Origin of the sequence: Frigoribacterium faeni (assembly GCF_011761235.1) — a bacterium.
In the GTDB taxonomy this organism is placed as follows: Bacteria; Actinomycetota; Actinomycetes; order Actinomycetales; family Microbacteriaceae; genus Frigoribacterium; species Frigoribacterium faeni_A.
In genome coordinates, this window is record NZ_JAAOYW010000002.1 from 194,153 (window position 1) to 210,207 (window position 16,055).

Below are 16,055 nucleotides of genomic sequence, written 5' to 3' on the forward strand. Positions count from 1 at the left end.
GCCATGCAGCAGGAGGCGCGACTCGTCACCGTCGACCGGGCCTGGTCGGGCAGGTGGCACGGCCCGAGCGTCGTGCGCGTCTCGCCCGCGGCGGTCCACCTCGTCGGGGCGGCGGGCCCCGAGCACGCCGACCTGCCGCACCTGCCCGGCACGCTCTTCTCGCCGTTCACCGACTCGCACGTGCACCTCGGCCTCGTCGAGCCGGCGCAGCTCGCACGCGGCGGCGTGGGCCGCGTGCTCGACCTCGGCTGGAGCCCCGACGTCGCCGCCCTCTGGCCCGAGCGCGGCCGCGTCGACCCGGGCTGGCCCGAGGTGCAGGTGGCGGGCGGCCTGCTCTGCCCGCCCGACGGCTACCCGTCACGGGCCGGCTGGGCCCCCGACGACGCGTCGGTCGTCGTGGCCGACGCGGCCGACGCCGAGCGGGCCGTGGTGCGGATGCACGACCTCGGCGCCTCCGTGGTCAAGCTCACCCTGAACGCCGACGCCGGCCCCGTCTTCGACGACGACGTGCTCCGGGCGATCGCGACGGCCGCCGAGCGCGTGGGGCTGCTCACCGTGGCGCACGTGCAGGGCCCCGGGCAGGTGCGCCGCGCCCTCGACGCCGGCCTGCTGCGGTTCGCCCACACGCCGTTCAGCGAGCTGCTGCCCGACGACCTCCTCGACCGCGCGGCCGACGGCACGTGGATCAGCACGCTCGACATCCACCGCGCCGACCCCGACGCCGGCGACGACGGGTCGGCCGGGTCGCGGCCGGCCAGCCCCGTGCAGGAGGTGGCGATCGCCAACCTGCGCGGGTTCCGCGACCGGGGCGGCCACGTGCTCTACGGCACCGACCTCGGCAACGGCGACCTGCCGGTCGGGGTGAACGAGCGCGAGCTGCGGGCGCTCCAGCGTGTCGGGCTCGACCGGGACGCCCTGCTGACGGCGCTCGGCAGCGACGACTCGCTCGACGCCGGGCACGACGGCGCACACTGGACACCGCGCGCGTCGTGGGTGCCGCAGCCGCCGCCCGACGACGAGCGCGACGATCCCGCGTGGCTGGCCCGCGCCTCCGTCCTCACCGCCTCGACCCTGCAGGAGCTGCTCCCGTGACCACCGCCTCCGCCGCCCCCGGCTCGCCCTCGGGTCCCGCCGCCTCCGACTCCCCCGCCGCCCCCGCGTCGGCCCTGGCCTCGGCCGTGCCCGCCGCGCCGCCGGCCGACCCGGACGAGCTCGACGACCCGCTGGCGAGCGCGCACCGCGACGCGGCCGATCCGCTCGCGCACCACACGGCGCTGTTCCTGCCCGCGGGCGACGTCGTGTCGTACCTCGACGGCAACTCGCTCGGCCGGCCCATGGCGGCGACGCCGGCGCGGCTCGACGCGTTCGTCCGCGGCGAGTGGGGCACGCGGCTGATCCGCTCGTGGGACGAGCGCTGGATGCAGCTGCCGACCGAGCTCGGCGACCGCATCGGCGCCGCGGCGCTCGGCGCCGCCCCCGGGCAGACGGTGGTCGCCGACTCGACGACGGTGCTGCTCTACAAGGCGATCCGCGCCTCCTTGGCCGCCCGGCCCGGCCGGCACGAGATCGTCATCGACGACGACCAGTTCCCCACCGACCGCTTCGTCGTCGAGGGCATCGCCCGCGAACGCGGCGCCACGGTGCGCTGGCTGAGCGTCGACGAGACGCGCGGCGTGACGCCCGAGCAGGTGCGCGAGGTCGTCGGGCCCGACACCGCGGTCGTGCTCGTGAACCACGTGTCGTATCGGTCGGGGTTCCTCGCCGACCTGCCCGCGATCACCGAGGTCGTGCACGAGGCCGGAGCGCTCGTCGTCGCCGACCTCTGCCACTCGGTCGGGGTCGTGCCGACCGAGCTCGACGAGTGGGGGGTCGACGTCGCCGTCGGCTGCACCTACAAGTACCTCAACGGCGGGCCGGGCGCCCCCGCGTTCCTCTATGCGAGGGCCGACCTGCTGCCCGAGCTCGACCAGCCCGTGCAGGGCTGGATGGGCGCGGCCGACGTCTTCGCGATGGCCCCGGGCTACGAGCCGGCGGCCGGCATCCGTCGGTTCGTCAGCGGCACCCCGCCGGTCGTGGGCATGCTCGCGATGCAGGACATGCTCGACGCGATCGACGAGGCCGGCATCGAGGCCATCCGGGCGAAGTCGCTCGCGCTGACCGACTACGCCTTCGACCTCGTCGACGCGTGGCTGGCGCCGCTCGGCGTGACGACGGCGACGCCGCGCGAGCACGAGCGGCGGGGCAGCCACGTGACGGTGCGGCACCCGCGGTTCCGCGAGGTCGTCGCGACGCTCTGGCAGGAGGGGGTGGTGCCGGACTTCCGCGGCCCCGACGCCCTGCGCATCGGCCTCTCGCCGCTCAGCACGACGTTCGACGAGGTGCGCGTCGGCGTGGCCGCGATCCGGGAGGCGCTGCAGCGGGTCTGACCCGCGCCTCCTGCGCCCGGGCCTCCCGGGCCCGCCCGAGCCGCGCCTCCGACCCCCGCGCCGCCGGCGCCGCCCGGGCCTCCCGGGCCGACCTCAGCGCCCCGTCGGCACCGGCCCGGCGCTCTCGCGCACGACGAGCCGCGTCGGCACGATGCGGTCGCCCGACGGCTGCCGGCCGTCGAGCATCTCGAGCAGCACGCGCATCGACCGCGCGCCGATCTCGCCGAAGTCCTGGTGCACGGTCGTGAGCGGCGGCCAGAACGACCCCGACTCGTCGGTGTCGTCGAAGCCGACGACGCTGATCTCGCCCGGGATCGACCGCCCCCGCTCGTGCAGCGCGTGCATGACCCCGAGCGCCATCTGGTCGTTGGCGGCGACGACGGCGGTGACGTCGTCGCGGCCCGCGATCGCGTGGCCGAGGCGGTGGCCGGAGGCGGTCGTCCAGTCGCCCCCGAGCGGCGGCTCGGGGTCGAGGCCCGCGTCGCGCATGGTGGCGTGCCACGACGCCGCGCGCCGGGTCGCCGAGTACGAGGTGTCGGGCCCGGCGACGTGCACGATCCGCGTGTGCCCGAGGTCGATGAGGTGCTGCGTGGCGAGGCGCGTGCCCTGCTCTTGGTCGGTGTCGACCACGACGAAGGGGTCGCCCGCGTCCGAGTCGATGATGACGACGGGCAGGCCGCTGGGGATGATGACGTCGGCGCGGTCGAGCATGTGCGCCTCGATGATGATGACGACCCCGTCGACCGCCTCCTCCTGCAGCCTGCTGAAGGCCCCGGCCACCTCGCCCTCGGTGGGCTGGGCGACCGGCATCAGCGTGATCGTGTAGCCGGCCCCGGAGGCGGCGGTCACGATCGCGTCGAGGGTGCGCATGTTCCCCAGCGTCGACAGCGTGAACATGATCACGCCGACGCTGCGGAACCGCCCGGTCTTCAGCGCGCGGGCGGCGCTGTTGGGCCGGTAGTCGAGCGCGGCCATGGCGTCGAGCACCTTGCGCCGCGTGCCGTCCTCGACGTTGTGCGCGCCGTTCGACACGCGAGAGACGGTCTGCGACGAGACGCCGGCGCGCGCGGCGACGTCGGCCATGGACACCGTGCGGGTGCGCGGTGTGCGTCGAGATGCCGACTTGATTTCGGACGGCGGAGGTGTCATGGTTGCGAGCATCCCAGATGTTTACGTAAACACGCACCCTCCCGGGCAGCGTGTCAACGGCTCCCTACCCCGATGAAGTGGATGGACATGACGACGTTGTCGACACCCGCGACCCGCTCCGAGGCGACGTCGTCGTCGCCGCGCAGCGGGTCGCCGATCCGTCGCGACAGGCGACGCTGGACGGGCTGGGGCTTCGTCCTCCCGTTCCTCGTCGTCTTCGCGCTCGTGCTCGTGGCCCCGGTGGTCTACGCGATCTACCTCAGCCTGTTCCAGGAGAAGATGATCGGCGGCACCGCGTTCGTCGGTGCGGCGAACTACCTGCAGGCCCTCTCCGACCCGAACTTCTGGGACGCCCTCGGCCGCGTCGCCCTGTTCCTCGTCGTGCAGGTGCCGGTCATGCTGGCCGTCGCGCTGGCCGCGGCCCTCGCGCTCGACTCGGCGCGGATGCACTTCACGGCGTTCTTCCGCATCTCGATCTTCCTGCCCTACGCCGTGCCCGCCGTCGTCGCCGCGCTCATGTGGGGCTTCATCTACGGCAACCGCTTCGGCCTCGTCGGCAACCTCGAGGACGCCACCGGCTGGGACCTCCCCGACCTGCTCTCGCAGAGCTGGGTGCTCGCGTCGATCGGCAACATCGTCACGTGGGAGTTCGTCGGCTACAACATGCTGCTGTTCTACGCCGCCCTCCGCGTGATCTCGCCCGACCTCTACGAGGCCGCCGAGCTCGACGGCGCCGGCCCGTTCCGCATCGTGCGGAACATCAAGCTGCCGGCCATCCGCGGCGCGCTCGTCATCGGCGTCATCTTCTCGATCATCGGCAGCTTCCAGCTCTTCAACGAGCCGAACATCCTGCAGACGCTGGCGCCCAACGCGATCAGCACCTTCTTCACCCCGAACATGTACGCGTACAACCTGTCGTTCGCGGGCCAGCAGTACAACTACTCCGCCGCGATCGCGATCATCATGGGCGTCCTGACGATGGTCGTCGCCTACGTGGTGCAGCTCGTCGGCACCCGGAAGGACTCCTGATGTCGACCCTCACCGGCTCCCCCGTCGCCGCGCCCGACGCCGGCACCCCCACCGTCGCTCCGAGCCGGGCCGTCACGGCTCGCAAGCGCCGGGCCGGCGCCCCGCGCGACAAGCGCAGCGTGCTGCTCACCGTCGTCATGGCCCTGCTGCTCGTCTACTCGGTGCTGCCCCTGTTCTGGCTCTTCGTCAACTCGACCAAGACGCAGGAGGCCCTCTTCAGCTCGTTCGGCCTGTGGTTCAGCGGCGACTTCGCCCTGGTCGACAACGTCCGCGGGGTGTTCACCTACGGCGGCGGCGAGTTCGTCCGCTGGCTCGGCAACACGCTGCTCTACGTGGTGGTGGGCGCAGGAGGCGCGACCCTGCTGGCCACGCTGGCCGGCTACGGCCTGGCCAAGTTCGACTTCCCGGGCAAGAAGGCCGTCTTCGCGGTCGTGCTGGGCGCGGTCGCCATCCCCGGCACCGCCCTCGCCGTCCCGACGTTCCTCATGTTCAGCCAGATGGGCCTGACCAACACCCCCTGGGCGATCATCCTGCCCTCGCTGATCAGCCCCTTCGGCCTGTACCTGATCTGGACCTACGCCGTCGACTCGGTGCCGACCGAGATCCTCGAGGCGGCGCGCATGGACGGCTCGAGCGAGGTGCGCACCTTCTTCACGATCAGCCTGCGCCTGCTCAGCCCCGGCCTCATCACCGTGCTGCTGTTCTCGATCGTCGCGACCTGGAACAACTACTTCCTGCCGCTGATCATGCTCAGCGACTCGCGCTGGTACCCCCTGACGGTCGGCCTCAACCAGTGGAACGCGCAGTCGACCACCGTCGGCGGCGACCCGATCTACAACCTGGTCATCACGGGCTCGTTCCTCGCGATCATCCCGATCGTCGTGGCGTTCCTGTTCCTCCAGCGCTACTGGCAGTCCGGCCTGTCGGCCGGCGGCGTCAAGGCCTGAACCGGCCCGGCCAGGCCGACCCGCCCCTCCTCGTCCCCTCCCGCACCACCGGACCGCCCCCGCACCGCAGCAGGTCCGCACCACCCCGTCCCACCTCCACGATGAAGTGAAAGGCACCACCCATGTCCCACACCCTCCCCCGCACCGTGAAGCGCGCCGTCGCCCTCGGTCTCGGCATCGCCCTGGCGGGCTCGCTCGCCGCCTGCTCGTCCGGCTCCGGAGGCGGTGCGAGCGCCGACACCGCGACCAGCGACGAGCTCGCCGCCGCCCTGACCGAGAAGTCGTCGATCACCGTCTGGGCCTGGGCGCCCGCCGTCGAGCCCATCGCCGAGGCCTTCGAGGCGAAGTACCCCGACATCACCGTCGACGTGCAGAACGTCGGCACCGGCGCCGACCAGTACACCAAGCTGCAGAACGCCATCAAGGCCGGCAAGGGCGCCCCCGACGTCGCCCAGGTCGAGTACTTCGCGATCCCCCAGTTCTCGCTCGGAGACTCGCTCGCCGACCTCAGCGGCTACGGCTACGGCGACCTCGAGGACGACTTCACCGCCTCGACCTGGAACTCGGTCTCCGACGGCGACGCCGTGTACGCCCTGCCCCAGGACTCGGGCCCCATGGCGATGTTCTACCGCCAGGACGTCTTCGACAAGTACGGCATCGCCGTGCCGACGACGTGGGACGAGTACGTCGCCGCGGCCGAGACCATGCACGCCGCCGACCCGAACCAGTACATCGCCGGCGACACCGGCGACGCGGGCTTCACGACCAGCATGATCTGGCAGGCCGGCGGCCACCCCTACTCGGTCGACGGCGACACCGTCTCGATCGACCTGCAGGACGAGGGCGCCAAGCGCTGGACGTCGACCTGGAACACCCTGGTCGAGAACGGCTCGCTCGCGCAGACCCCGGGCTGGACCGACGAGTGGTTCCGCGCCCTGGGCGACGGCTCGATCGCCACGATGCTCACCGGCGCCTGGATGCCCGGCAACCTCGAGGCGCAGGCCGCCGACGGCTCCGGCCAGTGGCGCGTCGCCCCGATGCCGCAGTACGAGGCGGGCGACACCGCGACCGCCGAGAACGGCGGGTCGTCGATCGCCGTCATGCAGCAGTCGCAGAACAAGCTGGTCGCCGCCGAGTTCGCCAAGTTCGCGACCGCCGAGGAGGAGGGGCGCCAGATCTCGTTCGACGCCGGCGGGTTCCCGTCCACCGTCGCCGACCTCGACAGCGAGGAGTTCCTCAGCGAGGCCCCCGAGTACTTCGGCGGCCAGAAGATCAACGAGGTGCTCTCCGCCGCCGCGAAGGACGTGCTGCCCGACTGGCAGTACCTGCCGTTCCAGGTCTACGCGAACAGCATCTTCAGCGACAGCGCGTCGTCGGCCTACACGAACGGCACCTCGCTCGACCCCGTGCTCGAGGACTGGGCGAAGGCCACGGCCTCGTACGGTGAGCAGCAGGGCTTCACCGTCGAGACGAAGTAGCACCGCAGCACCGCAGCACCGCAGCACCACAGCACCACGGCGCCGCCTGACCACGGCGCCGCCCCACCACCGCAGCGGGGAGGCACGACGCACGTCGCGCCTCCCCGCTGCCACGCCCCCCGGAGGATCATCATCAGCAGCACCGCCCCCACGAGCACCCGCTTCGTGATCGGCCCCGACCACTTCGAGCTCGACGGCGCCCCCCACCGGGTCGTCGCCGGCGCCCTGCACTACTTCCGGGTGCACCCCGACCAGTGGGCCGACCGCATCCACAAGGCGCGGCTGATGGGCCTCAACACCATCGAGACCTACGTCGCGTGGAACGCGCACTCGCCGCGCCGGGGCGACTTCGACACCAGCGGCGGCCTCGACCTCGGCCGGTTCCTCGACCTCGTCGCCGCCGAGGGCATGCACGCGATCGTGCGCCCCGGGCCGTACATCTGCGCCGAGTGGGACGGCGGCGGCCTGCCCGGCTGGCTCTTCGACGACCCCGCCGTCGGCGTGCGCCGCAGCGAGCCGCTGTACCTCGCCGCCGTCGACGAGTTCCTCGCCCGGGTCTACGAGATCGTCGTGCCCCGGCAGATCGACCACGGCGGGCCCGTCGTGCTCGTGCAGATCGAGAACGAGTACGGGGCCTACGGCGACGACGCCGGGTACCTGCGGCACCTCGTCGACCTGACCCGCGCCTCCGGCGTGGTCGTGCCCCTGACGACGGTCGACCAGCCGACCGACGAGATGCTCGCGGCGGGCACCCTGCCCGAGCTGCACACGACGGGCAGCTTCGGGTCGCGCGCGGAGGAGCGGCTCGCCACCCTGCGCCGCCACCAGCCCACAGGACCGTTGATGTGCTCGGAGTTCTGGGACGGCTGGTTCGACCAGTGGGGCGAGCACCACCACACGACCCCGGTCGAGGAGGCGGCGCGCGAGCTGGACGCGCTGCTGGCGGCCGGTGCGTCGCTCAACGTCTACATGTTCCACGGCGGCACCAACTTCGGCTTCAGCAACGGCGCGAACCACAAGGGCACCTACCAGTCGCACGTCACGTCGTACGACTACGACGCCCCGCTCGACGAGGCGGGCTGGCCGACCGACAAGTTCTTCGCGTTCCGCGAGGTGATCGGCAGGCACCTGCCCGTGCCCGACGAGGTGCCGGCGCGGCGGACGCCGTCGCCCGTGCTGTCGACGACGTTCGACCGGGCGGTGCGCCTCGGCGACGTCGTCGGGGACGGTGCCGGCGGCGACGGGGTGGGCGCCGCGGGCTGGCGCGGGACGCCCGGCGTGCCCACGATGGACGCGCTCGGCACCTACCGCGGCTTCGCCCTGCACCGGGTCGAGCTGCCGGCGGGCGACCGGACGCGGGTGCTGTCGTTCGCCGGGGTGCGCGACCGCGCCGTCGTCTCGGTCGACGGGCTGCGCGTCGGCGTGCTGCAGCGCGACCAGCACGAGCGCGCGATCAGCGTCCCGCCCGGACGGGTGCTCGAGGTGCTGGTCGAGGACCAGGGACGCGTCAACTACGGCGTCCGCATCGGCGAGGCGAAGGGCCTCGTCGGCCCGGCGCTGCTCGACGGCGTCGAGCTGACCGGATGGCGCAGCACGCCGCTCGACCTGGACGCGGTGGTGGCGACGCTGTCCGGCGACGCGACCGCGACGGCCGACCCGGCCCGCGCCTCCTCCGCCCCGACGACCTTCGACGGGCCGGTCTTCGCGCACGCGACGGTGACGCTCGACGAGCCGGCCGACCTGTTCCTCGACACACGCTCGTGGGGCAAGGGCGTCGCGTTCGTCAACGGCTTCTCGCTCGGGCGGTACTGGACGCGCGGGCCGCAGCACACGCTCTACGTGCCCGGTGAGCAGCTGCGGGCGGGCGACAACGACCTCGTCGTCTTCGAGACGGGCGCGGCCGCTGCGCCGGTCGTGTCGTTCGTGGCCGACCCCGACCTCGGGCACACCGAGCAGTAGCCCCGCTCGCGGTCGCCCTCGGTCCTGATTAGAGTTGCCCCGAACTGCTGCCTCCCGCCCCGCCAGGCAGCAGTTCGGGGCAATTCGATGCACGCTTCAGCGGCGGCGGGAGGCACCCGGTCGACGGAACTGGCCCGTCGCGGCGAGCACGACGACGAGCAGCACGGGGACGATCCAGCCCGACCAGCCGAGGATCGTGCCCTGCACGAGGTCGATCGGCTGCCCGGCCGCCGCGAAGAGCAGGTACGACCCGGCTGCGGCGTTGAACGCGCCGTGGGCGAGCGCGGCCGGCCAGACGCTGGCCGAGCGCAGCCGCAGCCACGAGAACACCGCCCCGACGACCACGCAGGTGCCCGTCATCATGACCACGCCGAGCCAGCCGGGCGTCTCGACGCCGTAGTTGTAGCCCAACAGGATCAGCGGCGCGTGCCAGAGCCCCCACGCGACTCCGCTGAGCACGACGGCCGGCGCGGTGCCGAGGGGCAGGAGGCGCGGCAGCAGGAACCCGCGCCAGCCGAGCTCCTCCCCCAGCGCGGGCACGGCGTTGACGACCGCGCCGACCGGGATCGAGACGAGCTGCAGGGCGACGAGCAGGCCGATCGGCGGCAACGGGCCCGGGTCGCCGAGGCCCGCGGTGGCCTGCGCCACCTGCTGCTCGGTCAGCTCGCGGAACGCCGAGAACCCGGTGACGTCGGCCGGGTAGGACCCGAGGGCGGCGCCGATCGGCAGGGCGACGAGCACGAGCAGCATGGGCACGACGAGACCGAGGCCGAGGTACCCGAGCAGTCGCCCGACGGGGCGGAGCGGCCACAGCCCGAGCGCCCTCGGGATCGACGCCGGACGGTCGACGAACCGGCTGACCACGAGGGCGCCGATCGCGGGGGTCGACATCATGACGAGGGCGCAGACGCCGAGCAGCGGGCTCGCGATGCCGTCGCCGAGCCAGAGCGGCAGGCAGACGAGCCAGGCCAGGCCGAACGAGACCAGCACGAAGGCGATCACCGGCCACCACGCGACGCGCAGGCCGACGACGATCGACCCCGAGGAGGCGTCGGCCGAGTCCGCGGCCAGGTAGCGGTCGCCGGCCACGTGCGCCGCGACCGGCTGCCACTCCGCCTCCGTCGACTCGTCGAGGTCGCACGCGTCGGCGGCCGCGTCCCCGGAGCCGGTCACACCGCCGGGGCCGGCGGGAGGTCGGGCGTGCGGGCTCGTCGTCATCGGTGCTCCGTCGGTCAGCTCGGGGCTCGTGCCAGGGTCGCCTCCATGCTGCCGCGCGGCGAGGCGGGGCGCCTCCCCCGGTCAGCCGACCCGCGCCTCCTCCGGTCAGCCGACCCGCGCCTCCTCGCCGGCACGCTCACGGTTCAGGAACGGGGCACCGCGACGTCCTGCACGGGGCACGACGCAGGAACCCGCGCCCTGATCCGTGAAGGATCAGGACGCGGGTTCCTGAACGGTGCGAGAGAGAGAGGGAGGGCTAGAAGTCCCAGTCCTCGTCCTCGGTGTTCTCGGCCTTGCCGATGACGTACGACGAGCCGGACCCCGAGAAGAAGTCGTGGTTCTCGTCGGCGTTGGGCGAGAGCGCCGACAGGATCGCCGGGTTCACGTCGGTCGTCTCTTTGGGGAACATCGGCTCGTAGCCGAGGTTCATCAGCGCCTTGTTGGCGTTGTAGTGCAGGAACTTCTTGACGTCCTCGGTCAGGCCGACGGTGTCGTAGAGATCCTGTGTGTACTGGATCTCGTTCTCGTAGAGCTCGAAGAGCAGGTTGAACGTGTAGTCCTTGATCTCCTGCTTGCGCTCGTCCGAGGCGCCCTCGAGGCCCTTCTGGAACTTGTAGCCGATGTAGTACCCGTGCACGGCCTCATCGCGGATGATGAGGCGGACCAGGTCGGCCGTGTTGGTGAGCTTGGCGCGCGACGACCAGTACATCGGCAGGTAGAAGCCGCTGTAGAACAGGAACGACTCGAGCAGGGTCGACGCGACCTTGCGCTTCAGCGGGTCGTCGCCCGTGTAGTAGTCGAGGACGATCTGGGCCTTCTTCTGCAGGTTCGGGTTCTCGACCGACCAGCGGAAGGCGTCGTCGATCTCGGGCGTCGACGCGAGGGTCGAGAAGATCGACGAGTAGCTCTTGGCGTGCACCGACTCCATGAACGCGATGTTCGTGTAGACGGCCTCTTCGTGGGGCGTGATCGCGTCGGGGATGAGGCTGATCGCGCCCACGGTGCCCTGGATGGTGTCGAGCAGCGTCAGGCCCGTGAAGACGCGCATCGTGAGCTGCTGCTCTTCGGGGGTGAGCGTGTTCCACGACTGCACGTCGTTCGACAGCGGGATCTTCTCGGGCAGCCAGAAGTTGTTGACGAGGCGGTTCCAGACCTCGACGTCCTTGTCGTCCTGGATGCGGTTCCAGTTGATCGCGTTGACGCTGCGCACGAGCGGCACGGACTTGCCGGTCGCGTGCACCGGGTCGCCGGCGACCGCGTCGAGCTTGTCGGTGATGGTCATGTCATCTCTTCCGTCGGGGTGGTGCCGTGGACTTCAGTTCAGGAGGCGGGGGCCGGTCGTCGAGACCGGCCCCCGCCGGGTGGCCCGGAGGCCGAGGCCGTGGGGCCTACAGCATGCAGCTGACGCAGCCGTCGACCTCGGTGCCCTCGAGGGCGAGCTGGCGCAGACGGATGTAGTAGATCGTCTTGATGCCCTTGCGCCATGCGTAGATCTGGGCCTTGTTGATGTCGCGGGTGGTCGCGGTGTCCTTGAAGAACAGGGTCAGCGACAGGCCCTGGTCGACGTGCTGCGTCGCCGCGGCGTAGGTGTCGATGATCTTCTCGGGGCCGATCTCGTACGCGTCGGTGTAATACTCGAGGTTCTCGTTCGTCATGAACGGCGCCGGGTAGTAGACGCGGCCGAGCTTGCCTTCCTTGCGGATCTCGATCTTCGACGCGATCGGGTGGATCGACGACGTCGAGTGGTTGATGTACGAGATCGAGCCGGTCGGGGGCACCGCCTGCAGGTTCTGGTTGTAGAGGCCGTGCTGCATGACGCTGGCCTTGAGCTGGCGCCAGTCGTCCTGCGTGGGGATCGCGACGCCCGACGCGGCGAAGAGGCCGGCCGCGCGCTCGGTCGCGGGCACCCACGCCTGCTCGGTGTACTTGTCGAAGAACTCGCCCGACGCGTACTTCGAGTCCTCGAAGCCGCCGAAGGTGACGCCGCGCTCGATCGCGATGGTGTTCGAGGCGCGCAGGGCGTGGAACAGCACCGTGTAGAAGTAGATGTTCGTGAAGTCGATCGCCTCTTCGCTGCCGTAGTGCACGTGCTCGCGCGCCAGGTAGCCGTGCAGGTTCATCTGGCCGAGGCCGATGGCGTGCGACTGGTCGTTGCCGACCTCGATCGAGCGCACCGACTGGATGTGGCTCATGTCGCTCACGGCGCTGAGGCCGCGGATGGCGGTCTCGACGGTCTTGCCGAAGTCGGGGGCGTCCATCGACAGCGCGATGTTCATCGAGCCGAGGTTGCACGAGATGTCCTTGCCGATCTCGGCGTACGACAGGTCTTCGTTGAACGTGGTGGGGGTGTTGACCTGCAGGATCTCCGAGCAGAGGTTCGACATGTTGATGCGGCCCTTGATGGGGTTGGCCGCGTTCACCGTGTCCTCGAAGACGATGTAGGGGTAGCCCGACTCGAACTGGATCTCGGCGATCGTCTGGAAGAAGTCGCGCGCCTTGATCTTGGTCTTCTTGATGCGGCCGTCGGCCACCATCTCGCGGTACTTCTCGCTGATCGGCACGTCGCCGAAGGGGATGCCGTAGACCTTCTCGACGTCGTACGGCGAGAAGAGGTACATGTCCTCGTTGTTCTTGGCGAGCTCGAACGTGACGTCGGGCACGACGACGCCGAGGGACAGCGTCTTGATGCGGATCTTCTCGTCGGCGTTCTCGCGCTTGGTGTCGAGGAACCGCATGATGTCGGGGTGGTGCGCGCTGAGGTACACGGCGCCGGCGCCCTGACGGGCACCCAGCTGGTTCGCGTAGCTGAAGCTGTCCTCGAGGAGCTTCATGACGGGGATGATGCCCGACGACTGGTTCTCGATCTGCTTGATCGGGGCGCCCGCCTCGCGGATGTTCGAGAGCGACAGGGCGACGCCGCCGCCGCGCTTCGACAGCTGCAGCGACGAGTTGATGCCGCGCGAGATGGACTCCATGTTGTCCTCGATGCGCAGCAGGAAGCAGCTGACGAGCTCGCCGCGCTGGGCCTTCGCGGTGTTGAGGAACGTGGGCGTGGCCGGCTGGAAGCGGCCGCCGATGATCTCCTCGACGAGGTCGATCGCGAGCTGCTCGTCGCCCTGGGCCAGGCCGAGGGCGGTCATGACGACGCGGTCCTCGAAGCGCTCGAGGTAGCGCTTGCCGTCGAACGTCTTGAGCGTGTACGAGGTGTAGTACTTGAACGCGCCGAGGAAGGTCTGGAACCGGAACTTCTTCGAGTAGGCGAGGTCGTTCAGCTTCTCGATGAACGCGAAGTCGTACTGCTCGATGGTCGCCAGCTCGTAGTACTCGTTCTCGACGAGGTAGTCGAGGCGCTCCCGCAGGTTGTGGAAGAAGACCGTGTTCTGGTTGACGTGCTGCAGGAAGTACTGCTTCGCCGCCTCGCGGTCCTTGTCGAACTGGATCTCGCCCGACGGGCCGTACAGGTTGAGCATCGCGTTGAGCGAGTGGTAGTCCATGCTCATGCCCTGCCCGGGTGCTGCGATCACTTCGAGATCGTCGACTGCTGCGTCCAAAATTCTTCCAATCCGTTCTGTACTGCTGAGACGTCGTCCGGGGTGCCGAAGACCTCGAACCGGTAGAGCAGGGGCACGTCGCACTTGGCCGCGACGATGTCGCCGGCCAGGCAGTACCCCTCTCCGAAGTTGGTGTTGCCCGCGGCGATCACGCCTCGGACGAGGCTCCGGTTGCCCTCGTCGTTGAGGAACCGGATGACCTGCTTCGGGACGGCGCCTCGACCCTCGCCGCCGCCGTAGGTCGGCAGGACGAGGACGTAGGGGTCACGGGCGTGGAGCGGGGGCTCGGAGGGGAAGAGCGGGATCCGCTCGGCCGGCACCCCGAGCTTCTCGACGAACCGGTGCGTGTTGCCCGAGACGCTGGAGAAGTAGATGAGATGGGCCATGGTGACGACCGCCTCCTCTGCTCGTGGTGCTGTGCCTCCGGTGACGGGAGCGGGCCGCGGCCCGGCCCCGACACGAGGAGGCGCGGGTCAGGAGACGCGAGCGGCCAGACCGGCGATCTTGTCGGGGCGGAAGCCGCTCCAGTGGTCGTCGTCGGCGATGACGACGGGGGCCTGCAGGTAGCCGAGCGCCTTGACGGTCTCGAGCGCGGCGTCGTCGGCCGTCACGTCGAGCACCTCGTACTCGATGCCCTTGTTGTCGAGGGCGCGGTAGGTGGCCGTGCACTGGACGCAGGACGGCTTGGTGTAGACGGTGATGGCCATGGGATCCCCTGGTTTCGGTGGCCGACTCGAGGTCGGACAGTGTCGTTCGGCTGGTTCTCGGGGCCGGGGCACGTGGTGCCCTGGCCGACCACTCGATACTACATCTAGTGGCCGACACCAGGGCCCACAACTAGATGCGGTGTTACACGCCTGTAGTTCCCGAGGGGGAGTTCTCCACAGGAGTTCCCCCACGTTCTGCACAGATCTGCGGGAGTTCTCCCCGGATCCGGGCCGTTGTGCACATGTTCGTCCCCACCTCCGACATCCGTGCCGGGTCGTCCCCACTTCGGGGCCACGGCGTGTCGTCGGCGTGTCGCGAGGGGTCTGACGGACGGCCCCGCGCCTCCGTAGAATCGACGTCTCGTGAGCACCTATACCTCCCTCCTGAAGACGCCCGGCGTCGGGCGCATCATCGCCGCCCAGCTGACCGCGCGCTTCCCCTTCGGGATGCTCTCGCTCGCGTTCCTCCTGCACGTCGAGCACGTGCACCACTCCTACGCGGCCGCGGGCCTCGTGCTCGCCGCCACGAGCATCGGCCAGGCGATCTCGGGCCCCCTGACCAGCCGGTGGATGGGCCGCTGGGGCATGCGGCCCGTGCTGCTGCTCACGCTGGCCGTCTGCCTCGTCACGATGCTCGCCTTCACGGCCTTCGACTTCTCGGTGCCCGCCTTCATGGCGCTGGGCTTCGTCACGGGGCTGAGCGTGCCGCCGATCCAGCCCGCGGTCCGCACCATCTACCCCAAGATGGTCAACTCGTCGCAGCTGACGCCGCTGTTCTCGCTCGACGCCTCCGCCCAGGAGATCATCTGGGTCGCGGGGCCCGTCATCACCACCTTCGTCGGCACGCAGGTGGGCACGCGCGAGGCCATCTGGCTCGCCGCGCTGTTCCTCGTCGGCGGGGGCATCTGGTTCATCGCGTCGCCCGAGGTGGGGCGGGTGCGGATCCCGCGCAGCAAGCGGTCGTTCGGCAAGGTGCTCGCCCGGCCGCCCGTGCTGCTGGCCACGGTCGCGGGGTTCCTGCTCATCGGCGCCTGCGCGGCCGTCGAGGCGGGCGTCGTCGCGCTGTTCGGCGAGGGCAGCGCCGACTCGGGCATCGCCCTGGCCGTCTTCGCCCTCGGCTCACTCGTCGGCGGCCTCGCCCTCGGCCACGTGCCCGTCGGCCCGTGGGCCCTCGCCCGCCGCCTCGCCATCGTCTTCGTCGGCATGGTGCTGGCCATCTTCGTCAGCGGGCTGCTGCCGCTCAGCGGCGCGCTGCTCGTGGCGGGAGTCGGCATCGCGCCGGCCCTCGCGGTCATGTTCGCCGTCGTGTCGTCGAGCGTGAAGTTCAGCGACACCGCCGAGGCGTACGGCTGGGCGGGCACCGGCCAGCTGATCGGGTCGGCCCTCGGCTCGGCGATCGCCGGGTTCTGGATCGACCGCATCGGCGGCCAGGGCGGGCTCGTCGTCGCCGCGGCCTTCGCCGCCGTGGGCGTCGTGGTCGGCGTCGTGTTCCACCGCTGGCTGCCCGACCTGCGGGGTCGCGACGCGAGCCCGCTGCCCGACACCGAGCCGGTGCCGGTCCAGGCGAGCTGACCCGCGCCTCCTCGTCCAC

13 protein-coding genes are annotated in these 16,055 nt (G+C 70.9%); 7 read left to right on the forward strand and 6 right to left on the reverse strand.

The features are described 5' to 3' along the window. Window positions 1-3 precede the first annotated feature (3 nt). A complete protein-coding gene (locus tag FHR78_RS14850; RefSeq protein ID WP_208393032.1) occupies window positions 4-1,092 on the forward strand; it encodes a hypothetical protein in 1,089 nt (362 codons plus the stop codon). 86 nt (window positions 1,093-1,178) lie between these two features. Continuing rightward, a complete protein-coding gene (locus FHR78_RS07330) occupies window positions 1,179-2,426 on the forward strand; it encodes an aminotransferase class V-fold PLP-dependent enzyme (RefSeq protein ID WP_166759886.1) in 1,248 nt (415 codons plus the stop codon). Window positions 2,427-2,519: 93 nt separating this feature from the next. Here FHR78_RS07330 and FHR78_RS07335 read toward each other — a convergent pair whose 3' ends face one another. After that, window positions 2,520-3,575 carry a LacI family DNA-binding transcriptional regulator gene (locus FHR78_RS07335; RefSeq protein WP_166759887.1) on the reverse strand — a complete coding sequence of 352 codons (1,056 nt, stop codon included), beginning with the start codon at window positions 3,573-3,575 and terminating at the stop codon, window positions 2,520-2,522. Between the two features lie 87 nt (window positions 3,576-3,662). Here FHR78_RS07335 and FHR78_RS07340 point away from each other — a divergent pair, with 87 nt between their 5' ends. The 4 genes from FHR78_RS07340 (at window position 3,663) to FHR78_RS07355 (ending at window position 8,988) form a co-directional block, all read left to right on the forward strand. Next, entirely contained in the window at window positions 3,663-4,604 is a 942-nt protein-coding gene (locus FHR78_RS07340) for a carbohydrate ABC transporter permease (protein WP_166760721.1), read from the forward strand. Beyond that, window positions 4,604-5,551 carry a carbohydrate ABC transporter permease gene (locus FHR78_RS07345; RefSeq protein ID WP_166759888.1) on the forward strand — a complete coding sequence of 316 codons (948 nt, stop codon included), beginning with the start codon at window positions 4,604-4,606 and terminating at the stop codon, window positions 5,549-5,551. Before FHR78_RS07340 ends, FHR78_RS07345 begins: the two co-directional genes overlap by 1 nt. Before the next feature lie 122 nt (window positions 5,552-5,673). After that, the gene (locus FHR78_RS07350; protein ID WP_166759889.1) at window positions 5,674-7,029 is read left to right on the forward strand and encodes an ABC transporter substrate-binding protein; all 1,356 of its coding nucleotides are present in this window, start codon (window positions 5,674-5,676) and stop codon (window positions 7,027-7,029) included. Window positions 7,030-7,194: 165 nt separating this feature from the next. Then, window positions 7,195-8,988, forward strand: a complete 1,794-nt coding sequence (locus tag FHR78_RS07355; RefSeq protein WP_347878109.1) for a glycoside hydrolase family 35 protein — start codon at window positions 7,195-7,197, stop codon at window positions 8,986-8,988. A 96-nt stretch (window positions 8,989-9,084) separates the two neighbouring features. Here the strand turns inward: FHR78_RS07355 and FHR78_RS07360 are convergent, their stop codons facing one another. The 5 genes from FHR78_RS07360 to nrdH form a co-directional block, all read right to left on the reverse strand. Continuing rightward, the gene (locus FHR78_RS07360; RefSeq protein WP_166759890.1) at window positions 9,085-10,206 is read right to left on the reverse strand and encodes a CPBP family intramembrane glutamic endopeptidase; all 1,122 of its coding nucleotides are present in this window, start codon (window positions 10,204-10,206) and stop codon (window positions 9,085-9,087) included. Between the two features lie 256 nt (window positions 10,207-10,462). After that, window positions 10,463-11,488 (reverse strand): class 1b ribonucleoside-diphosphate reductase subunit beta, encoded by a 1,026-nt coding sequence (gene nrdF / locus FHR78_RS07365; RefSeq protein ID WP_243862267.1) that lies wholly within the window; start codon window positions 11,486-11,488, stop codon window positions 10,463-10,465. Between the two features lie 106 nt (window positions 11,489-11,594). Beyond that, complete coding sequence (gene nrdE, locus FHR78_RS07370) at window positions 11,595-13,700, reverse strand: class 1b ribonucleoside-diphosphate reductase subunit alpha (protein WP_208393089.1); 2,106 nt, start codon at window positions 13,698-13,700, stop codon at window positions 11,595-11,597. Between the two features lie 26 nt (window positions 13,701-13,726). Beyond that, entirely contained in the window at window positions 13,727-14,143 is a 417-nt protein-coding gene (gene nrdI, locus FHR78_RS07375) for a class Ib ribonucleoside-diphosphate reductase assembly flavoprotein NrdI (protein ID WP_166759891.1), read from the reverse strand. 87 nt (window positions 14,144-14,230) lie between these two features. Next, on the reverse strand, window positions 14,231-14,464 hold the full coding sequence (gene nrdH, locus FHR78_RS07380) for a glutaredoxin-like protein NrdH (RefSeq protein WP_123547992.1): 234 nt from the start codon (window positions 14,462-14,464) through the stop codon (window positions 14,231-14,233). A gap of 363 nt (window positions 14,465-14,827) precedes the next feature. On the opposite strand from nrdH, the gene FHR78_RS07385 reads away from it, so the two are divergent. Next, window positions 14,828-16,036: an MFS transporter gene (locus FHR78_RS07385; RefSeq protein WP_166759892.1), complete on the forward strand. Its 1,209-nt coding sequence runs from the start codon at window positions 14,828-14,830 to the stop codon at window positions 16,034-16,036. The last annotated feature ends 19 nt before the right edge of the window (window positions 16,037-16,055 follow it).